Origin of the sequence: Streptomyces sp. CB02414 (genome assembly GCF_001905385.1) — a bacterium.
Classification (GTDB): domain Bacteria; phylum Actinomycetota; class Actinomycetes; order Streptomycetales; family Streptomycetaceae; genus Streptomyces.
Map to the genome: position 1 here is coordinate 896,772 of NZ_LIPF01000001.1, position 18,325 is coordinate 915,096.

Consider the following 18,325-nt stretch of genomic DNA (forward strand, 5'->3'; position numbering starts at 1 on the left):
GCGGTACAAGTCCCTTATCGAAGCCGGGGCTTGGCGGACTCGTCCAATGCAGAAACCGGGCAGAAATCAGGTAATCACCGAATACCCATCGTGATGTACATCACAAGCCGAAAAGGTTGTAGTGATCTTGATAAAGAATTGATAGAGACCCCGGCGGCGACACGCCCGGCCACCCCCTCGGACACCCCCGGACCCGCCTGTTGCTGCTAGCGTGCACTTGCAAGTCTGTTGCAATAAGAGCTCGGAGGGGACCCGCCATGCCCGTCTACACGCTTCCTGAACTGCCGTACGACTACTCCGCGCTGGCGCCCGTGATCAGCCCCGAGATCATCGAGCTGCACCACGACAAGCACCACGCGGCCTACGTGAAGGGCGCCAACGACACCCTGGAGCAGCTCGCCGAGGCGCGCGACAAGGAGTCCTGGGGTTCGGTCAACGGCCTGGAGAAGAACCTGGCCTTCCACCTCTCCGGGCACATCCTGCACTCGATCTACTGGCACAACATGACCGGTGACGGCGGCGGCGAGCCGCTGGCCGCCGACGGTGTGGGCGACCTCGCCGACGCGATCGCCGAGTCCTTCGGCTCCTTCGCCGGTTTCAAGGCGCAGCTCACCAAGGCCGCCGCGACCACCCAGGGCTCCGGCTGGGGCGTGCTGGCGTACGAGCCGCTCAGCGGGCGGCTGATCGTCGAGCAGGTCTACGACCACCAGGGCAACGTCGGCCAGGGCGCCACCCCGATCCTGGTCTTCGACGCCTGGGAGCACGCCTTCTACCTCCAGTACAGGAACCAGAAGGTCGACTTCATCGACGCCATGTGGGCCGTCGTCAACTGGCAGGACGTGGCGAAGCGTTACGAGGCCGCCAAGTCCCGCGCGGACGTGCTGCTGCTGGCGCCGTGAGGCGTGCCTGAAGCGTCCTGCCTCGTGATCGTCTTCTCACCCTTCACGGCGGCAGGCGGAATGAGGGAAGCCCCCGCGAGGACGTGACTCGCGGGGGCTTTCTGTGTGACCGGCAGGTCAGGGTTTGCGGGCGAGGCCGCCGTGCTGGCCGATCGGCTGCGAGGCGGTGCCGTCCGGGGAGGGGTCCGGGCGCCACAGCGGGACGGAGACCACGCCGGGCTCGACCAGCTCCATGCCGTCGAAGTACGCCTCGATCTGCTCCGCCGGCCGCAGGAAGTAGGGGACGGCGCCGGTCTCGTTGTAGCCGTCCTGGGCCGCCTCGTAGGCCGGGTCGGTGCCGCGCGAGCCGTCGTTGACGCAGAGGTGACTGCCGGAGGGCAGGCCGGCCATCAGGCGGCGGACCAGGTCGCGGGCCCGGTCGTGGCCGTCGACGTGGCCGAGGATGCCGCTGAGGATCAGGGCGGTGGGGCGGGAAAGGTCGAGGGTGCGGGCGGCGGCCTGAAGGATCTTCTCCGGCTCGTACAGGCTCATGTCCTCGTAGGCGGTGACGCCCTCGGGGGTGGAGGTGAGCAGGGCGCGGGCGTGGGCGAGGACCAGCGGGTCGTTGTCGACGTAGACGATCCGCGCCTCGGGGGCGTGCCGCTGGGCGACCTCGTGGGTGTTGTCGACGGTCGGCAGTCCGGTGCCGACGTCCAGGAACTGGCGCACCCCCGCCTCCAGCACCAGGTACCGGATGGCCCGGCCGAGGAAGGCGCGGCTGCTGCGGGCGATGGTGACGATGCCGGGGAAGACCGCGGTGTAGGCGTCGCCGGCCGCCTCGTCCACGGGGTAGTTGTCCTTGCCGCCCAGCCAGTAGTTCCAGATCCGGGCCGAGTGCGGCACCGAGGTGTCGATCTCCGTCATGGGGTGGGACTCGCCTCCAGGGTCGGTGTTCGGCCCATGGTGCTACGCCCGGGCGGGCCCGCGTGGCACAACCGCCACGACGGACCCGCCCGCGGTCCGGGCGGAGCGTCCCTACAGGTTGCTGAAGTCCGGGCCCTTGGTGCGGGTGCGCTTGATCTCGTAGAAGCCGGGGACGGAGGCGACCGCGAGGGTGCCGTCCCAGAGCTTGGCGGCGTCCTCGCCCTTGGGGGCGGGGGTGACGACCGGGCCGAAGAAGGCGAGCTGTTCGCCGTCGGCGCCGGGGACGGCGATGACCGGGGTGCCGACCTCCTGGCCGACCTTGTCGATGCCCTCCTTGTGGGAGGCGCGCAGCTGGGGCTCGTACGGGGTGTCGTCCCAGTGGTCCATGAGGGACTCGGGCAGGCCGACGTCCTTCAGAGCGGCGGCCACCGTCGCCTTCTCCGGCCCCTCGCCCTGGTTGTGGAAGCGGGTGCCGAGCGCCGTGTAGAGGTCGCCGAGCACCTCGGCGCCGTGCTCCTCCTGGGCCGCGATGACGACGCGGACCGGGCCCCAGGCCTTGGTCTCGAGCAGCTCGCGGTACTCCTCGGGCAGCTCGTCGAGCTTGTCCTCGTTGAGGACGGCGAGGCTCATCAGGTGCCAGCGGACCTCGATGTCCCGGACCTTCTCCACCTCCAGGACCCAGCGGGAGGTCATCCAGGCCCACGGGCACAGCGGGTCGAACCAGAAGTCGACGGGGGTCTTCTCCGACATGTCTCTCCTCAGGAGGCAACAGGGCCGAGCTTTCCTCCTGGCAACCGGCCGGACGCCGTGGCCATTCCCGGCTGCCGCCCGTCAGGGGCACATGGCAGGATCGGTGCTGTCCGCATACTGAACACCACCCGAGGGAGTGCCGCCCGTGCCCGGTGAGAATCTGTCCCGCGACGAGGCCCGGGAGCGGGCCGCCCTGCTGTCCGTCGACGGGTACGAGGTGTCCCTCGACGTGCGCTCGGCCGCCGGTGAGGCTCAGGGCGAGGGTCCGCGCACCTTCCGCTCCGTGACCACGATCCGCTTCCGCTGCAACGAGCCCGGTGCGAGCAGCTTCGCCGACCTGATCGCGCCGAGCGTGACCGCCGTGTCCCTCAACGGCCGCGACCTCGACCCGAGCGAGGTCTTCGACGGCTCCCGCATCGCCCTGGAGGACCTGGCCGCCGACAACGAGCTGGTCGTCGACGCCCAGTGCGCCTACTCGCGCACCGGTGAGGGTCTGCACCGCTTCGTCGACCCGGAGGACGGCGAGGTCTACCTCTACACCCAGTACGAGCCGGCCGACTCCCGCCGGGTCTTCGCCAACTTCGAGCAGCCGAACCTCAAGGCGCCGTTCCGTTTCGAGGTGCGGGCGCCCGAGGAGTGGACGGTCTGGAGCAACGGCGCCGGGGAACGCGTCGACGGGGTGTGGCGGTTCGCGGAGACGAAGCCGATCTCGACGTACATCACCTGCGTGGTCGCGGGGCCGTACCACTACGTGACCGACTCCTACGAGCGCGTGTTCGAGGACGGGACGCGACTGGAGATCCCGCTCGGCGCCATGTGCCGCAAGGGCCTCGCGCCGCACTTCGACGCCGACGACGTCTTCCTGATCACCAAGCAGGGCCTGGACTTCTTCCACGACCGCTTCGACTTCCCGTACCCCTTCGGCAAGTACGACCAGGCGTTCGTGCCCGAGTACAACCTCGGCGCGATGGAGAACCCGGGGATGGTGACCTTCCGCGAGGAGTACATCTTCCGGGGCAAGGTGACGCAGGCGTCGTACGAGGGCCGCGCCAACACCATCCTGCACGAGATGGCGCACATGTGGTTCGGCGATCTGGTCACCATGGAGTGGTGGGACGACCTGTGGCTGAAGGAGTCCTTCGCCGACTTCATGGGCGCCTTCGCCAACGTCGGCGCGACCCGCTTCGAGGACGCCTGGATCACCTTCGCCAACCGCCGCAAGGCGTGGGCCTACCGCGCCGACCAGCTCCCCTCCACGCACCCGGTCACCGCCGACATCCGCGACCTCCAGGACGCCAAGCTCAACTTCGACGGCATCACCTACGCCAAGGGCGCCTCGGTGCTCAAGCAGCTGGTGGCGTACGTCGGCCAGGACGCGTTCCTGGAGGGCGCGCGGCGCTACTTCAAGCGGCACGCGTACGGCAACACGCGCCTCGGTGACCTGCTGTCGGTGCTGGAGGAGACCAGCGGGCGGGACATGGCGTCCTGGGCCCGGTCCTGGCTGCAGACGGCCGGCGTCAACTCGCTGACCCCGCAGGTGCTGCTGAGCGAGGCGGGCACGGTCGACGAGCTGGCGGTGGTGCAGGAGGCCGCGGAGTCGCACCCGGAACTGCGTCCGCACCGGGTGGCCGTGGGCCTGTACCGGCGTACGGCCGAGGGCGCGCTGGAGCGGTACGCGCGTGCCGAGGTGGACGTCGACGGGCCGCGCACCGTCGTGGCGGAGCTGGCCGGTGCCGAGGCGCCCGAGCTGGTCCTCGTCAACGACGACGACCTGACGTACTGCAAGACCCGCTTCGACGAGACCTCGCTGGCGACGCTGCGCGCGCACCTGGGTGCGCTGACCGACCCGCTGGCCCGTGCCCTGTGCTGGTCGGCGCTGTGGAACATGACCCGGGACGCGCTGCTGCCGGCGCGGGACTTCGTCGGCCTGGTGCTGCGGTTCGCGGGGCGCGAGTCGTCCATCGGGGTGCTCCAGATGCTGCACGCCTGGGCGGGCTCGGCGCTGGTGCACTACGTCGCCCCGGACGGGCGCGAGGCCTGCGGCCGGCTGCTGGGCGAGGGCGCGCTGCGGGAGCTGCGGGAGGCGGCGCCGGGCAGCGAGCAGCAGCTGGCGTGGGCGCGGTTCTTCGCGTCGGTGGCCTCCGGGGAGCCCGAGCTGCGGCTGCTGCGCGGGCTGCTGGAGGGCGCGGAGAAGATCGACGGCCTGGACGTGGACCAGGAGCTGCGCTGGGCGTTCCTGGAGCCGCTCGCCGCGCACGGCCAGGCCGACGAGAAGGTGCTCGCCGCCGAGCTGGCCCGCGACGACACGGCCTCCGGCAAGCGCCATCAGGTGCGCTGCCTGGCGGCCCGTCCGTCGGCGGCGGTGAAGGCGCAGGCCTGGGCGCAGGTCGTGGAGTCGGACGCGTTGTCGAACGCCCTGGTGGAAGCGACCATCGCGGGCTTCGCGCAGCCCTCTCAGCGGGAGCTGGTCGCACCGTACGCCGAGAAGTACTTCGCGGCGATCGAGCGGGTGTGGGACGAGCGGTCGATCCAGATCGGGATGGACGTGGTGCGGGGCCTGTTCCCGTCGCTGCGGGACTCCCAGGACACGCTGGAGGCGACGGACGCGTGGCTGTCCGCACACGAGGACGCGGCGCCGGCGCTGCGGCGGCTGGTGCTGGAGGCGCGGGACGACCTGGCGCGGGCGCTGCGGGGACAGGCGTGCGACGCGGCGGCGGAAAGCCGCTGAAGCACCCCAACCTCTGGCCAATGATTTGGCGCTCCGTCATCGTTACGGAATTCAGTCAATAGCAGCCGTAACCCCTGGTCCGCACCTTTGCCGACCAGGGGTTTTCGGCATCCGAACACCCGTCCTTTAGGGCGGGCTTGTCCGGATTGAGCGTCGGCCTTGTAACAGCGGTTAAGGGGCCGATCGGGCGCGGGAAATTGCCGGTCATGACGCACAACACCCCGCTCTCCCCGCGCCCCCTGCACCAGCTCGCCGACGGCCTGCGCCGGCTGATGACCACCGCTCAGCTGCGGGCGCACGGTGTCTCCGCCGCCGAGACCGACGAGCAGTGCCGGCCGGGCGGCTCCTGGCAGCGGCTGCTCCCGAACGTCGTCCTGCTCCACCCGGGCCCGCCCACCAGCGACGAGCGCCTGCACGCGGTACTGCTGTACGCGGCGCGCGAGCGGTCCGGCGGGCCGGGCCCCTCGGTCCCGGCGTCCGTGCCGCTCCAGCCGGGCGGGGAGGACACACCCTCGGTTCCGTACGCGGAGGCGATGGTCACGGGACCGGCCGCGCTGACGCTGCACGGCTTCTCGACCACTCCCCCGCTGTCTTCCCTGGAGGTCATCGACGTCCTGGTGCCGAGGCTGCGCCGGCTGCGCACGACGGGCTGCGCGCGCGTCGTCCGCACGACCGCGCTGCCCAACGCCGAGCTGGTCACCGGGGTTCCGGTGGCGCCGGTGGCGCGGGCGCTGGCGGACACGGTGGCGGAGCTGACGGACGCGGGCGTGGTCCGCCGGCTGCTGACGGAGGCGGTGCGCGGCGGGCACTGCGAACCGGCGGCGGTGGTACGCGAGCTGAACCGGGCCCGGCTGCTCAGCCGCCCGCACGTGGTGGACGCCGTGGACTCGCTGGTCGCCGAGGGGCGGGCGCTGGCCGAGCGGCGCCTGTACCGGATGGTGCGCGAACACGGTCTGCCGGAGCCGCTGTGGAACGTCGACCTGCGCCTGCCCGGCGGCCCGCACCTCGGCGGCGTGGACGCCTTCTGGCCCGAGCACGCGGTGGCGCTGGAGCTTGACACCCGTGCCCACCGGCAGCAGGAGGACGACGCGGTGTGGGCGGAACACGTGCGCAAGCGCGAGCACCTGGAGCGGCTGGGCGTCACGGTCGTGCACCTCACGCCGCGCAAGCTGCGGGACTCCCTGGAACACCAGGCGGCAGTGGTCCGGACGGCGTTGATGGCGGCGGGAGACCGGGAACCCGCCGCGTACGTCGTGGTACTGCCCCGGTAGTACCACGACGGCAGGAGGGGAGAGGAGGGGCCGCCGGGCACGACCGCCCGGCGGCCCCTCCTCACGTCCTTGCGCCGCTCGTCACTTGTCTCTCGTCACTTGTCTCCCGTCACTTGTCTCCCGTCACTTGGCGCAGAACTCCGCCTCGATCACCGCACCGCTGTCGCCCGACCAGTCGCCGTTGAAGTTGAAGGCGAGCGCGTGCCGGCCGTCCCTCGTCGTCACCGCCTCCGACGTCGAGCCGTGGATGCCGCCACCGTGGCCCCAGACGGTCACCCCGCAGTCGAGCTCCCGCTTGATCAGGCCGAGGCCGTAACCGGCTCCCTCCTCCACCTCGTCCACCGGAACGGTGGTCGTCATCTCGGCCAGCTGCTCGGCGGGCAGCAGCCGGCCCCGCAGGAGGGCGGTGTAGAAGCGGTTCAGGTCGGCGGAGCTGGAGACCATCTCGCCCGCCGCCCCGGCGATGGACGGGTTGAGCCGCGTGACGTCGTACGTCGGTCCCGTCGCCGTCCCGCCCAGCTTGGAGTAGGCGCGGCTGCTGGGCCGCGGCAGCCAGGCCCGGGTGCCGGGGACCGAGGTGGCGCGCAGCTTCAGCGGCTCGATGACGCGGCGGCGCACCTCCTCGCCGTACGGGCGTCCGGTGACCTCCTCGATCACCATGCCGGCCAGGACGTAGTTGGTGTTGGAGTAGTTCCAGTCGGTGCCGGGTTCGAAGTCGGGCTTGTGGGCCATGGCGACGGCGACCAGTTCCCGCGGCGTCACCGTGTCGTAGCGGTGCTCGAAGAAGCCGTCCTTGAGGAAGTGGGTGCGGCCGAAGTCCTCGTCGGCCGTGTAGTTGTAGACGCCGCTGGTGTGGTTGAGGAGTTGGCGCAAAGTGATGCGGCCGCCGTCGTGGCCGTTGCCCTCCACCACGCCCGGCAGCCAGTCGTCCACCGTGTCGTCCAGCGAGAGCCGGCCCTCGGCCTCCAGCTGGAGCAGGACGGTGGCGACGAAGGTCTTGGTGATGCTGCCGACGCGGTAGCGGTCCCGCTCCGAACGCGGCTCGCCGGTCCGCAGGTCGCCCACCCCGGCAGTCCCGGCCCAAGTGCGGTGGCCGTCGCGGGCGGCCGCGGTCACGCCGGGCACGCCGTCGGCGACCGCGGCCGCCATGGCGCGGCGGGTCGCTTCGTGGCCGTGGCCGCCGGTGGCGGGTGCCGCCACCACCGGGGCGGCCAGCGCCGCCGACAGTGCCACGGCGGTGGCCGCCACCAGGGTGGTCCGTACGCGTGCGCTCATGTCTTCCCCCATCGTCTGCGTCCTCGGTGTCGCTCGGTCGGCGGGAAGGACCGGGCGGCCGGCGTGAAGGTTGAGGCTCCCGGTGGTGGTTGGGCCGGTTTCAGCCCTCTTCCGGCGCGGACCGCCCGGCCCGCCCCGCCGGCGGCCGCTCCCGCCACAGCCGCAGCCCCGCGTCGACCAGCGGCACCCGGGTCAGGCCGGGCACGGCGTCCAGGTCCTGCCAGGCCGCCAGGTCGGTGGAGCCGCCGGCCTCGAACCGCAGGCCGCCACCGGTGACCCGGGCCTCGTAGACGAGCCGTACGCCGTGGTGGTCCACGGTCCGCCGCAGGAGGCGCCCCGGGCCGACGCGGCTCGGTCGGGTCAGCCGGTTGGAGTCGACGCCGAGCAGGGCGGTGGGCTCCACGCGGTAACCGGTCTCCTCCTCGACCTCGCGGACGACGGTGTCGTGGGGGTCCTCGCCGTGTTCCGTCCCGCCGCCCGGCAGCACCCACTCGGGGACCCCGCCGGGGCCCGGCGACCGGGCGAGCAGCACCTGTCCGTCGCGGACACATATGGCGTAGGCCGCCACCCTCAGTTTGCGCAGCACTCCGGGACGTTAACCCGCCCGGCCACGACCCGGGCCGGGCTCACAGGAATGTCACAGCCCGCCCCTTGTGTCCCCGGTGGCGTATGGCGGAAGTACGCCATGACTCCATCCCGCCCCGGACAACTCTCCCCAAACAATGATCCCTTGGGTAAAGCTGAGCGGTCGTCCGGGATCGAATTCCGGACGACCGCGGCCAGGACCGGTCGGCCCCGGTCGCACTCTCACGTTCCTTACCAACAAGGGATGCCGATGACCCACACCCCCCAGCGCGAACCGATACCGGGCGCCAGACGCGCGGCCCGCGTCGCCGTGGCCACGGGCCTCGCCGCCGCGCTCTGCGCCGTCGGGCCGATACCCCTGGCGTTCGCCGCCGACGGCCCCCAGGTCGTGCCGCCCGCCGACGCCTCCGTGAAGTCCGCGCACGACAAGCTCGGTTCGCACGACGCGGACCTGCTCGCCGAGGCCAAGACCGACGGCACGAAGAACGTCACGATGATGGTCGCCACCGCTCCCGGCAAGACCGAGCAGGTGGCGAAGGAACTGGACGCGGTCGGCGGCGGCAGCGTCGGCCGGACCTACGACGAACTCGGCTACGTCCGCGCCACCGTGCCCACCGGCAAGGCGGACGCGGCCATCGCCGCCGCCGCCAAGCTCTCCTCCGTGCACGGCATCGACCTGCGCGACGAGATCCCGCTGGACGACCCGACGCCGGCCGCCGACCGGGCGAAGGGCGGCGAGCACCACAAGGGCCGCACCTACCCGGGACCCGACCGCCGCACCCCCGCAGAGAACCCGTACAACCCGTCCTTCGAGACGGGCGCCGTCGACTTCGTGAAGAAGCACCCGAAGGCGGACGGCCGCGGCGTCACCATCGGCATCCTCGACTCGGGCGTCGACCTCGCCCACCCGGCGCTGCAGAAGACCACCACCGGCGAGCGCAAGATCGTCGACTGGGTCACCGCGACCGACCCGGTCGTCGACGGCGACCGGACCTGGCGTCCGATGACCACCTCCGTCTCCGGGCCGACCTTCACCTACGGCGGCGAGACGTGGACGGCGCCCGCGGGCTCGTACCAGGTCAGCACCTTCCTGGAGTCGTACACCACCGGTGGTGACGCGGGCGGCGACGCCAACCGGGACGGCGACACCACCGACTCCTGGGGCGTCCTGTACGACGCGCAGGCCGGCACGGTCCGCGTCGACCTGAACGACAACCACGACTTCGCCGACGACACCCCGATGAAGCCCTACAAGGACGGCTTCCAGATCGGATACTTCGGCACCGACGACCCGAAGACGGACGTGGCCGAGCGCCAGCCGTTCGTCGTCGAGATCCGCGAGGACGTCGTCTACAACGGGGCCGGCGCGAAGGCCGACTACGTCAACATCGGCGTCATCGAGGGCTCGCACGGCTCGCACGTGGCCGGACTCGCCGCCGCCAACGGCCTGTTCGGCGGCCGGATGGACGGTGCCGCGCCCGGCGCGAAGATCGTCTCGTCCCGCGCCTGCACCTGGAGCGGCGGCTGCACCAACGTCGCGCTCACCGAGGGCATGATCGACCTCGTCGTCAACCGCGGCGTCGACATCGTCAACATGTCGATCGGCGGCCTGCCCGCGCTCAACGACGGCAACAACGCGCGCGCCGAGCTGTACACGCGCCTCATCGACACCTACGGCGTCCAGCTCGTCATCTCCGCGGGCAACTCAGGCCCCGGCGCCAACACCATCGGCGACCCGTCGCTGGCGGACAAGGTGATCTCGGTCGGAGCGTCCATCTCCCGCGAGACCTGGGCCGCCAACTACGGCTCCGCGGTGAAGCGGAAGTACCAGATGATGCCGTTCTCCTCGCGCGGCCCGCGTGAGGACGGCGGCTTCACGCCGACGCTGACCGCGCCCGGCGCGGCCGTCAACACCATCCAGACCTGGGCGCCCGGCTCCCCGGTCCCCGAGGCGGGCTACGACCTGCCCGCCGGGTACGGCATGCTCCAGGGCACCTCGATGGCCTCCCCGCAGGCCGCGGGCGCCTCGGCGCTGCTGCTGTCGGCCGCGAAGCAGGCGGACATCGACCTGACCCCGGCGAAGCTGCGGACGGCGCTGACCTCGACCGCCGACCACATCAAGGGCGTGCAGGCGTACGAGGAGGGCGCGGGCCTGATCAACATCCCCGACGCCTGGAAGTCGATCCGGCGCGGCGCCACCGCCCACGAGTACACGGTCAAGGCGCCGGTCGACACCGCGATCGACCAGTTCCTCAAGACCCCGGGCTACGGCACCGGCCTCTACGACCGTGAGGGCGGCCTGGAGGCGGGCGAGCGCAAGACGTACGAGATCACGCTCACCCGCACCTCCGGCGCCGACCGGGCGATCCGGCACGAGCTGCACTTCGAGAACAACACCGACCGCACCTTCCGCATCGTCGGCTCCGACGAGGTGAGGCTGCCGCTCAACGAGCCGGTCACCGTCAAGGTGCAGGCCAAGCCGCGCTCCGAGGGCATCAAGAGCGCGATCCTCGAGGTCGACGACCCGCGCACCCAGGGCACCGACAAGCTGGTCCTGACCACGGTCGTGGCCTCGGCCCCGCTGGAGTACGACTTCTCCGCGAAGGACTCCGTGCAGCGCAACAGCACCGAGTCGTACTTCGTGACCGTCCCCGAGGGCGCGAAGACGCTCGAGGTGGCGATGAGCGGGCTGCGCGGCGGGAGCCAGACCCGGTTCATCGCCATCCACCCGTACGGCGTCCCGGTCGACAACACCTCCACGCCGTACTGCTACAACAACTACCTCGACGGCAACGGCTGCCGGCCCGACGTGCGCGCGTACGCCGACCCGCAGCCCGGCGTCTGGGAGATCGAGGTCGAGTCGCGGCGCACCTCGCCGCTGCTGGACAACCCGTACAAGCTGGACGTCACCGTCCTCGGCGCGGTGTTCGACCCGGAGGTCGTGACGGTGCCCGAGGCCAAGGTGGGCACCCCGGCCGACGCCTCCTGGAAGGTGACGAACCGGTACGGCCCGATCGACGGCAAGCTGGTCGGCGGCCCGCTCGGCTCGGCCGAGACGTCCCGCCCGTCGATCGCGCAGGGCGAGACGAAGCGGTCCACGGTGGAGGTGCCCGAGGGCGCCGAGTCGCTGGACGTGGCGATCGGCGGCGTCTCCGACGCGGCCTCCGACCTGGACCTGACGGTCTACGACAAGGACGGCAACGTCGTCGGCCAGTCCGCCGACGGCGACTCGGAGGAGTCGGTCTCCGTGCCGAAGCCGGCCGCCGGCGCCTACACCGTCGAGGTCGTGGGCTACTCGGTGCCGTCGGGCAGCACGGAGTACGACTACCGGGACGTGTACTTCGCCGCCACCCTCGGTTCCGTCACCGTGGACGGCTCGGCGCCGGTCAAGCTCGGCACGGGCGAGACGGCGACGGTCTCCGGCAGCGTCACGGCGCTGGCCGCCGCGCCTGAGGGCCGTGAGTTCTTCGGCCGGGTCCAGCTGGTGAACGCCCACGGCACGACCGCGGGCCTCGGCAGCGTGCGGATCGGCAAGGTCGTGCCGTAGTCCGGTGCGGCACGTGGGAGGGGCGGGCGCTCTTGCGGGCGCCCGCCCTTCGGCCTGCTCCGGGAGGTCAGCCGCAGGTGAGGGTGCGGGACTCGGGCAGGGAGGCGGTGATCCGGGCGCGGGCGGTGGCGATGTCCCGCTCGCCGGTGATCACGGTGTCCGCGCCGGCCCCGTCCCTCGGGACGCCGACCAGCACCCGGTCGCCGGGCCGGAGCCGGGCGGTGGCGTCGTCCAGGAGGAAGGTCACCGATTCGGCGCCCGTCCGCGACCCGGGACCGGACTCCGTCCCGGTACTCGCCGCCGGCCCGACGCCCGCCCCGGGCTCGGTCCCCGTCCCGGGCACGGTGCTCGCCGTCGTGCCTGTGCTCGTGCCGGGGCCGGTGCCCACCGCGGGCCCAGTGCTCGTCCCCGATCCCACGCTCGCCCCGGCCCCCGAGCCGCCCTCCAACCCGGTGCTCGACACCGGCCCAGTGCCCGCCCCGAGCCCGATACTCGACCCCGACCCCACGCTCGCCCCGGCCCCCGAGCCGCCCTCCAACCCGGTGCTCGACACCGGCCCAGTGCCCGCCCCGAGCCCGATACTCGACCCCGACCCCACGCTCGCCCCGGGCCCCGAGCCGCCCTCCAACCCGGTGCTCGACACCGGCCCAGTGCCCGCCCCCGACCCCGCGCCGCCCTCCGGCCCGGTGCTCGACGTCGGTCCGGTACTCGCCCCCGGGACGTACGACCGCGTCACCCGGAGGGTGATCCGGTGCCGGGCCTCCCCCGGGACCGGTCGGGCGCCGGTCACCGTGCCCTCGGCGACCAGGCGGGCGCAGGCGAGGTAGCGGGGGGTGCCGAAGACAAGTCCGGCGTCCTGGTCGGGGACGGACTGGTCCCGTTGGGCGTCGGACGCCGCCTGGCCGGCCGTGTCGTCCGTGCCGCCGCCGGTCTGCACCACGAGCCATCCCAGGCCCGTGACCACGACGCCCGCGCACGCCGCCGCGAGGACGCCCAGGGCGACGCGGAAGGGCCGGCGCCGGGGGCGGCTCACGGGCGTTGCCCGTACCGGCGCGGCGGCCCGCGGTTCGGGAGCCGGTCCGCCCAGGGCGCGCCCGAGGACGTCCAGCTGCTCCCGCAGCAGCGCCACGTCGGCCGCCGCCGACCGGTACTCGCCGTGGGCGTCCGCGCCCGCCCCGGGCGGCAGCGGCTCGCCCGTGATCGCGGCCATCAGCGCGTCGTGCCCGGCGGGGTGCTGCCCGGCGGAATTCTGTTCGGCGGCCATCTCACACCACCTCGTCCTCGTGCAGCCGGGCCCGCAGCGCCCGTACCGCCGTGTGCAGCCTGCTCTTGACCGTGCCCTCGGGGATGCCCAGCTCCTCGGCGATCCCGCGCACCGGCAGGTCGGCGTAGAAGCGCAGGACGACGACCTGCCGCTGGTTGTCGGGCAGCTCGTCCAGACCCTGCGCGACGGCGAGGGAGAGCAGGCTCGTCTCCTCGCCGGAGGGCTGGTCGGTCTGGCGCAGGGCGGCCAGGCGCTCGCCCAGCCGGGCCTGGCGGTGCCTGGCCCGGTGCCAGTCCATGGCCAGGTTGGAGGCGACGACCGCCGCCCACGCGGACACGTCGCGCGGCGCCTCCCGTCCGCTCGCCGTCCGCTCCAGCAGCCTGAGGCGGACCTGCTGCACCCCGTCCGGCAGGTCCGCCTGAGGCACGCCGCCGAGCGCGAGCACCGCCCGCACCCGCCGTTCCTGAGCCGCGTCCAGGGGATCGTCCGGTACGGCGTCCCCCTGGCCGCGGCGGGCCCTTCCGCGCAGCACGGCCACCCCTCCCCTCGCCGTGTTTCCCCTATGACGCCGCAGGGGCCCGAAACGTTCGCCGGACCGCGCCCGCCCCGGCACGAGGCATACGTCACATCGTCGTGTGGGGTGGAAAGGGATGGGCAGGGGCGGAACAGCACAGCTTGCGGCGCGGGGGCCGGTCGGCGGAATTTCTGCAGCTCAGCCGGGGTTTTCGCGCGAGGACCGCATCCGCCGCCCGAGCCGCCGCGTCCCACGGTGCGGGCACACCGCGCAAAGAATTGGACAGGCGGGCCGGGCCGCGCCGCATGATGGAAAAGTCTCGGCCGAGCAAAGCGCGCGTGAAGACACGCGCACAAACGGAGAAGGAGTCACCGTGAGGGTCGGAATCGTCGGAGCCACCGGTCAGGTCGGCACGGTCATGCGCAGGATCCTCACGGAACGGAACTTTCCGGTCACCGAGCTGAGGCTGTTCGCCTCCGCCCGCAGCGCCGGCAAGGACCTGGACGGCGTGACGGTGGAGGACGCGGCCACCGCCGACTACTCCGGCCTGGACATCGTGCTGTTCTCCGCGGGCGGCGCCACCTCCAAGGCGCTGGCCGAGAAGGTCGCCGCGCAGGGCCCGGTCGTGATCGACAACTCCTCCGCCTGGCGCCGCCACCCCGAGGTCCCGCTGGTGGTGTCCGAGGTCAACCCGCACGCGATCGCCGACCGCCCCAAGGGCATCATCGCCAACCCGAACTGCACGACGATGGCCGCGATGCCGGCCCTGCGTCCGCTGCACGCCGAGGCGGGCCTCGAAGCCCTGGTCGTCGCCACCTACCAGGCGGTGTCCGGTTCCGGCCTGGCCGGCGTGGACGAGCTGTTCGAGCAGGTCAAGAAGGTCGGCGACGACGCCCCGAAGCTCACCCACGACGGCTCGGCGGTGGAGTTCCCGAAGCCGGACAAGTACGTGGCGCCGATCGCGTACAACGTGCTGCCGCTGGCCGGTTCCATCGTGGACGACGGCCTGCACGAGACGGACGAGGAGCAGAAGCTCCGCCACGAGTCCCGCAAGATCCTGGAGATCCCTGAGCTGAAGGTCTCCGGCACCTGCGTGCGCGTGCCCGTCTTCAGCGGCCACTCCCTCCAGATCAACGCCCGCTTCGCCCGCCCGATCAGCGTGGAGCGCGCCAAGGAGCTGCTGGCCGGCGCCCCCGGCGTGGCGCTCGCCGAGGTGCCGACCCCGCTGCAGGCGGCCGGTCAGGACCCGTCGTACGTGGGCCGCATCCGCCAGGACGAGACCGTGGAGAACGGCCTGGCCCTGTTCGTCTCCAACGACAACCTGCGCAAGGGCGCGGCCCTGAACGCGGTGCAGATCGCGGAGCTGGTGGCGGCGGAGCTGAAGGGCTAGTCAGGGCCTGGGTACCTCGTAGAGGAAGCAGCCGTACTCGACGGCCCGGACGTGGACGAGCGCCACGGCCGGGTCGTCGAACGCTTCCCGGAGGGCGTACGCGAAGGCGCCGGGCTCCCCGATCAGGCGTCCGCCCAGGATGCGCCCGTCGGCGGAGTAGCGGCGCAGCGTGCGGTGCGAGTTGGTGAAGGGGAGGCGGTCCGCCTCCGGTCCCGCGCACTCATCGGCGTGGACGAAGACCGGCCCCTGCTCGTCGTACGGACCCGGGTCGGCGCCCGTGGCCGCCGCCCAGCGGCGCAGCGGGGCATAGGAGACGAGCGCGATCAGCTCACCCGCGCGGCTGTGGCGCAGACAGCAGCGCAGGGGTGCGCCGCCCTCGTCGTCGGTCGTGGGCACGGGGGTGCGGCCCGCGTCGTCGACGGCGCGCAGTTCCTCGAGGGTGACCGGTGGGATGGCGTGTGCGGTGTAGCCGTTCATGGGAACCAGGCTCGCGCGCGGGCGCGCCGCGCACCGGCGGGAAATGGACATCGCCTTCCGTCCCGGCCACGTGGAAGGATGGCGCAACCCACACATAACGAGGAGATGACCGCGTGCCTGGCACAAACCTGACTCGCGAAGAGGCGCAGCAGCGGGCGAAGCTGCTGACCGTTGACTCGTACGAGATCGATCTCGACCTCACCGGCGCGCAGGAGGGCGGCACCTACCGGTCCGTGACCACGGTGCGCTTCGACGTCGCGGAGACCGGCGACGAGAGCGGTGCCGCGTCCTTCATCGACCTGGTCGCGCCGACGGTCCACGAGGTGACGCTGAACGGCGACTCCCTCGACCCCGCCGAGGTGTTCCAGGACTCCCGCATCGCCCTGCCGGGGCTGCTGCCGGGCCGCAACATCCTGCGGGTGGCCGCCGACTGCGCGTACACCAACACCGGCGAGGGACTGCACCGCTTCGTCGACCCGGTCGACGACCAGGCGTACCTGTACACGCAGTTCGAGGTGCCGGACGCGCGCCGCGTCTTCGCGAGCTTCGAGCAGCCGGACCTCAAGGCGACCTTCCAGTTCACCGTCAAGGCGCCCGAGGGCTGGACGGTCATCTCCAACTCGCCCACCCCGGAGCCCCAGGACAACGTCTGGGCCTTCGAGCCGACCCCGCGCATCTCGTCGTACATCACGGCGCTGATCGTCGGCCCGTACCACTCCGTGCACAGCGTGTACGAGAAGGACGGCCAGACCGTCCCGCTCGGCATCTACTGCCGCCCCTCGCTCGCCGAGCACCTCGACGCGGACGCGATCTTCGACGTCACCCGGCAGGGCTTCGAGTGGTTCCAGGAGAAGTTCGACTACCAGTACCCGTTCGAGAAGTACGACCAGCTCTTCGTGCCGGAGTTCAACGCGGGCGCGATGGAGAACGCGGGCGCGGTGACCATCCGCGACCAGTACGTGTTCCGTTCGAAGGTGACGGACGCCGCGTACGAGGTGCGGGCGGCGACGATCCTGCACGAGCTGGCGCACATGTGGTTCGGCGACCTGGTCACCATGGAGTGGTGGAACGACCTGTGGCTGAACGAGTCGTTCGCCACCTACGCGGAGGCCGCCTGCCAGGCCGACGCGCCCGGCTCGAGGTGGCCGCACTCGTGGACGACGTTCGCCAACCAGATGAAGACCTGGGCGTACCGGCAGGACCAGCTGCCGTCCACGCACCCGATCATGGCGGACATCAGCGACCTGGACGACGTGCTCGTCAACTTCGACGGCATCACGTACGCCAAGGGCGCGAGCGTGCTCAAGCAGCTCGTCGCGTACGTCGGTGAGGACGCGTTCTTCCGGGGCGTGCAGGCGTACTTCAAGCGGCACGCGTTCGGCAACACGCGCCTGTCCGACCTGCTGGGCGCGCTGGAGGAGACCTCCGGCCGCGACCTGAAGACCTGGTCGAAGGCGTGGCTGGAGACGGCCGGCATCAACATCCTGCGCCCGGAGATCGAGACGGACGCCGACGGCGTCATCACCGCCTTCGCCATCCGCCAGGAGGCCCCGGCCCTGCCCGCCGGCGCCAAGGGCGAGCCCACCCTCCGCCCGCACCGCATCGCGATCGGCGCCTACGACCTCGACGGCGACGGCAAGCTGGTGCGCGGCGAGCGCGTCGAGCTGGACGTGGACGGCGAGCTGACGGCCGTACCGCAGCTGGTGGGCAAGCCCCGGCCGGCGGTACTGCTCCTGAACGACGACGACCTCTCGTACGCGAAGGTCCGCCTGGACGAGCAGTCCCTCGCCGTGGTCACCGAGCACCTCGGCGACTTCACCGAGTCGCTGCCGCGCGCGCTGTGCTGGGCGTCGGCCTGGGACATGACCCGGGACGCGGAGCTGGCGACCCGCGACTACCTCTCCCTGGTGCTGTCCGGCATCGGCAAGGAGTCCGACATCGGCGTGGTGCAGTCGCTGCACCGCCAGGTGAAGCTGGCCATCGACCAGTACGCCGACCCGAACGCCCGTGAGGCGCTGCTGACCCGCTGGACCGAGGCCACGCTGGCCCACCTGCGGGCCGCCGAGGCGGGCAGCGACCACCAGCTGGCGTGGGCGCGGGCGTTCGCGGCGACGGCCAGGACGCCGGAGCAGCTGGACCTGCTCGACGCGCTGCTCGACGGCACGCAGACCGTCGAGGGCCTGGCCGTCGACACCGAGCTGCGGTGGGCGTTCGTGCAGCGGCTGGCGGCGGTGGGCCGGTTCGGCGGCTCGGAGATCCAGAGCGAGTACGAGCGGGACAGGACGGCCGCCGGTGAGCGCCACGCGGCCACCGCGCGTGCCGCCCGTCCGACCGAGGCGGCCAAGGCGGAGGCCTGGGAGTCGGTCGTGGAGTCCGACAAGCTGCCGAACGCCGTGCAGGAGGCGGTCATCGCCGGCTTCGTCCAGACCGACCAGCGTGAGCTGCTGGCGTCGTACACGGAGCGGTACTTCGAGGTGCTGAAGGACGTCTGGGGGTCCCGTTCGCACGAGATGGCCCAGCAGATCGCGGTCGGCCTGTACCCGGCGGTGCAGGTGTCCCAGGACACCCTGGACCGCACGGACGCCTGGCTGTCCTCCGCCGAGCCCAACGCGGCCCTGCGCCGCCTGGTCTCGGAGTCCCGCTCGGGCGTCGAGCGCGCGCTGAAGGCCCAGGCCGCGGACGCGGCGGCCGCGTCCGCGTAGCGGCGGCACGCCCTTCGGGG

Annotated in this window: 13 protein-coding genes; 6 read left to right on the top strand and 7 right to left on the bottom strand. The window is 72.1% G+C overall.

Annotated features, from left to right (window positions below; all coding sequences use genetic code 11):
- Positions 1 to 257: 257 nt before the first annotated feature.
- Complete coding sequence (locus AMK11_RS04080) at positions 258 to 899, top strand: superoxide dismutase (protein WP_073723077.1); 642 nt, start codon at positions 258 to 260, stop codon at positions 897 to 899.
- Positions 900 to 1,016: 117 nt separating this feature from the next.
- Here the strand turns inward: AMK11_RS04080 and AMK11_RS04085 are convergent, their stop codons facing one another.
- Together AMK11_RS04085 and AMK11_RS04090 are read right to left on the bottom strand one after the other, a co-directional pair.
- A complete protein-coding gene (locus AMK11_RS04085; protein WP_073723079.1) occupies positions 1,017 to 1,802 on the bottom strand; it encodes an SAM-dependent methyltransferase in 786 nt (261 codons plus the stop codon).
- 111 nt (positions 1,803 to 1,913) lie between these two features.
- A complete protein-coding gene (locus tag AMK11_RS04090; RefSeq protein ID WP_073723081.1) occupies positions 1,914 to 2,552 on the bottom strand; it encodes a mycothiol-dependent nitroreductase Rv2466c family protein in 639 nt (212 codons plus the stop codon).
- Positions 2,553 to 2,697: 145 nt separating this feature from the next.
- Here AMK11_RS04090 and pepN (AMK11_RS04095) point away from each other — a divergent pair, with 145 nt between their 5' ends.
- Together pepN (AMK11_RS04095) and AMK11_RS04100 are read left to right on the top strand one after the other, a co-directional pair.
- Positions 2,698 to 5,280 (top strand): aminopeptidase N, encoded by a 2,583-nt coding sequence (gene pepN, locus AMK11_RS04095; protein WP_073723083.1) that lies wholly within the window; start codon positions 2,698 to 2,700, stop codon positions 5,278 to 5,280.
- A 206-nt stretch (positions 5,281 to 5,486) separates the two neighbouring features.
- Positions 5,487 to 6,551 carry a hypothetical protein gene (locus tag AMK11_RS04100; protein WP_073723085.1) on the top strand — a complete coding sequence of 355 codons (1,065 nt, stop codon included), beginning with the start codon at positions 5,487 to 5,489 and terminating at the stop codon, positions 6,549 to 6,551.
- Between the two features lie 123 nt (positions 6,552 to 6,674).
- On the opposite strand, the gene AMK11_RS04105 is transcribed toward AMK11_RS04100, so the two are convergent.
- Together AMK11_RS04105 and AMK11_RS04110 are read right to left on the bottom strand one after the other, a co-directional pair.
- Positions 6,675 to 7,826 (bottom strand): serine hydrolase domain-containing protein, encoded by a 1,152-nt coding sequence (locus AMK11_RS04105; protein WP_198941290.1) that lies wholly within the window; start codon positions 7,824 to 7,826, stop codon positions 6,675 to 6,677.
- A 100-nt stretch (positions 7,827 to 7,926) separates the two neighbouring features.
- Positions 7,927 to 8,394, bottom strand: coding sequence for an NUDIX hydrolase (locus tag AMK11_RS04110; protein WP_073723940.1), 468 nt, complete (start codon positions 8,392 to 8,394; stop codon positions 7,927 to 7,929).
- A 267-nt stretch (positions 8,395 to 8,661) separates the two neighbouring features.
- On the opposite strand from AMK11_RS04110, the gene AMK11_RS04115 reads away from it, so the two are divergent.
- On the top strand, positions 8,662 to 11,958 hold the full coding sequence (locus tag AMK11_RS04115) for a S8 family serine peptidase (protein WP_073723087.1): 3,297 nt from the start codon (positions 8,662 to 8,664) through the stop codon (positions 11,956 to 11,958).
- 67 nt (positions 11,959 to 12,025) lie between these two features.
- On the opposite strand, the gene AMK11_RS38365 is transcribed toward AMK11_RS04115, so the two are convergent.
- Together AMK11_RS38365 and AMK11_RS04125 are read right to left on the bottom strand one after the other, a co-directional pair.
- A complete protein-coding gene (locus AMK11_RS38365; protein WP_241846886.1) occupies positions 12,026 to 13,222 on the bottom strand; it encodes a hypothetical protein in 1,197 nt (398 codons plus the stop codon).
- A gap of 1 nt (position 13,223) precedes the next feature.
- The gene (locus AMK11_RS04125) at positions 13,224 to 13,760 is read right to left on the bottom strand and encodes an RNA polymerase sigma factor (RefSeq protein WP_198941291.1); all 537 of its coding nucleotides are present in this window, start codon (positions 13,758 to 13,760) and stop codon (positions 13,224 to 13,226) included.
- A gap of 349 nt (positions 13,761 to 14,109) precedes the next feature.
- Between AMK11_RS04125 and AMK11_RS04130 the strand changes: the two genes are divergently transcribed.
- Entirely contained in the window at positions 14,110 to 15,126 is a 1,017-nt protein-coding gene (locus AMK11_RS04130) for an aspartate-semialdehyde dehydrogenase (RefSeq protein WP_073723089.1), read from the top strand.
- On the opposite strand, the gene AMK11_RS04135 is transcribed toward AMK11_RS04130, so the two are convergent.
- Positions 15,127 to 15,603 carry a DUF1203 domain-containing protein gene (locus AMK11_RS04135; RefSeq protein ID WP_073723091.1) on the bottom strand — a complete coding sequence of 159 codons (477 nt, stop codon included), beginning with the start codon at positions 15,601 to 15,603 and terminating at the stop codon, positions 15,127 to 15,129.
- Positions 15,604 to 15,716: 113 nt separating this feature from the next.
- Between AMK11_RS04135 and pepN (AMK11_RS04140) the strand changes: the two genes are divergently transcribed.
- Positions 15,717 to 18,305 carry an aminopeptidase N gene (gene pepN / locus AMK11_RS04140; protein ID WP_073723093.1) on the top strand — a complete coding sequence of 863 codons (2,589 nt, stop codon included), beginning with the start codon at positions 15,717 to 15,719 and terminating at the stop codon, positions 18,303 to 18,305.
- Positions 18,306 to 18,325 lie beyond the last annotated feature (20 nt).

Bases quoted from the DNA above. Each gene is read 5' to 3' on its own strand.
- AMK11_RS04080 (WP_073723077.1), top strand. From the start codon at position 258: ATGCCCGTCTACACGCTTCCTGAACTGCCGTACGACTACTCCGCGCTG.
- AMK11_RS04085 (WP_073723079.1), bottom strand. From the start codon at position 1,802: ATGACGGAGATCGACACCTCGGTGCCGCACTCGGCCCGGATCTGGAAC.
- AMK11_RS04090 (WP_073723081.1), bottom strand. From the start codon at position 2,552: ATGTCGGAGAAGACCCCCGTCGACTTCTGGTTCGACCCGCTGTGCCCG.
- AMK11_RS04100 (WP_073723085.1), top strand. From the start codon at position 5,487: ATGACGCACAACACCCCGCTCTCCCCGCGCCCCCTGCACCAGCTCGCC.
- AMK11_RS04105 (WP_198941290.1), bottom strand. From the start codon at position 7,826: ATGAGCGCACGCGTACGGACCACCCTGGTGGCGGCCACCGCCGTGGCA.
- AMK11_RS04115 (WP_073723087.1), top strand. From the start codon at position 8,662: ATGACCCACACCCCCCAGCGCGAACCGATACCGGGCGCCAGACGCGCG.
- AMK11_RS38365 (WP_241846886.1), bottom strand. From the start codon at position 13,222: ATGGCCGCCGAACAGAATTCCGCCGGGCAGCACCCCGCCGGGCACGAC.
- AMK11_RS04135 (WP_073723091.1), bottom strand. From the start codon at position 15,603: ATGAACGGCTACACCGCACACGCCATCCCACCGGTCACCCTCGAGGAA.